Source organism: Candidatus Corynebacterium faecigallinarum, from assembly GCF_052264515.1.
GTDB classification, from domain to species: Bacteria; Actinomycetota; Actinomycetes; order Mycobacteriales; family Mycobacteriaceae; genus Corynebacterium; species Corynebacterium faecigallinarum.
Genome location: NZ_JBQQOC010000101.1, coordinates 1 through 416, shown reverse-complemented (window position 1 = coordinate 416; position 416 = coordinate 1). Strand labels below are relative to the sequence as shown.

The window sequence follows — 416 nt, the reverse complement described above, 5'->3', positions numbered from 1 at the left end:
CCTGACTTGGCTCACGTTTCGGTGTTGTCACGTCATCTAAGTCCGTGACCTGCGGGGCTTCGGCGGAATTCGGCGAAAAACCGTACTAACCAGTCAGTCCTGGACCGGTAGACTCCTGAACATGCAGCCCAGGATCCGCACCGTGACCACCGCCTCCGGGGCTACTGCGGTGCAGATCATCTACTCCTACGCTGGTGGTGCGACCTCGATGGAACACCTCGGCTCAGCCCACACCGACGCCGAACTTGCCGCGCTGAAGGCCGAAGCCGCCCGACGACTCCAGGGCAACCAGCTCGAACTCGGCCTGGACCTCGACGTCACCGATATCCCAGCAGTCCGTGGGACAGGCACCGAAGAGCAACCGTGGGAGGTCACCGCACAACGCTCCGGCTACCTGCTCGACGCGATCGACACCG

Annotated in this window: 1 pseudogene; it reads left to right on the top strand. The window is 63.2% G+C overall.

Annotated features, from left to right (window positions below):
- Nucleotides 1-121: 121 nt before the first annotated feature.
- Nucleotides 122-416 (top strand): annotated as a pseudogene (locus ACTXPP_RS14240) (IS1634 family transposase); the annotation flags it as partial.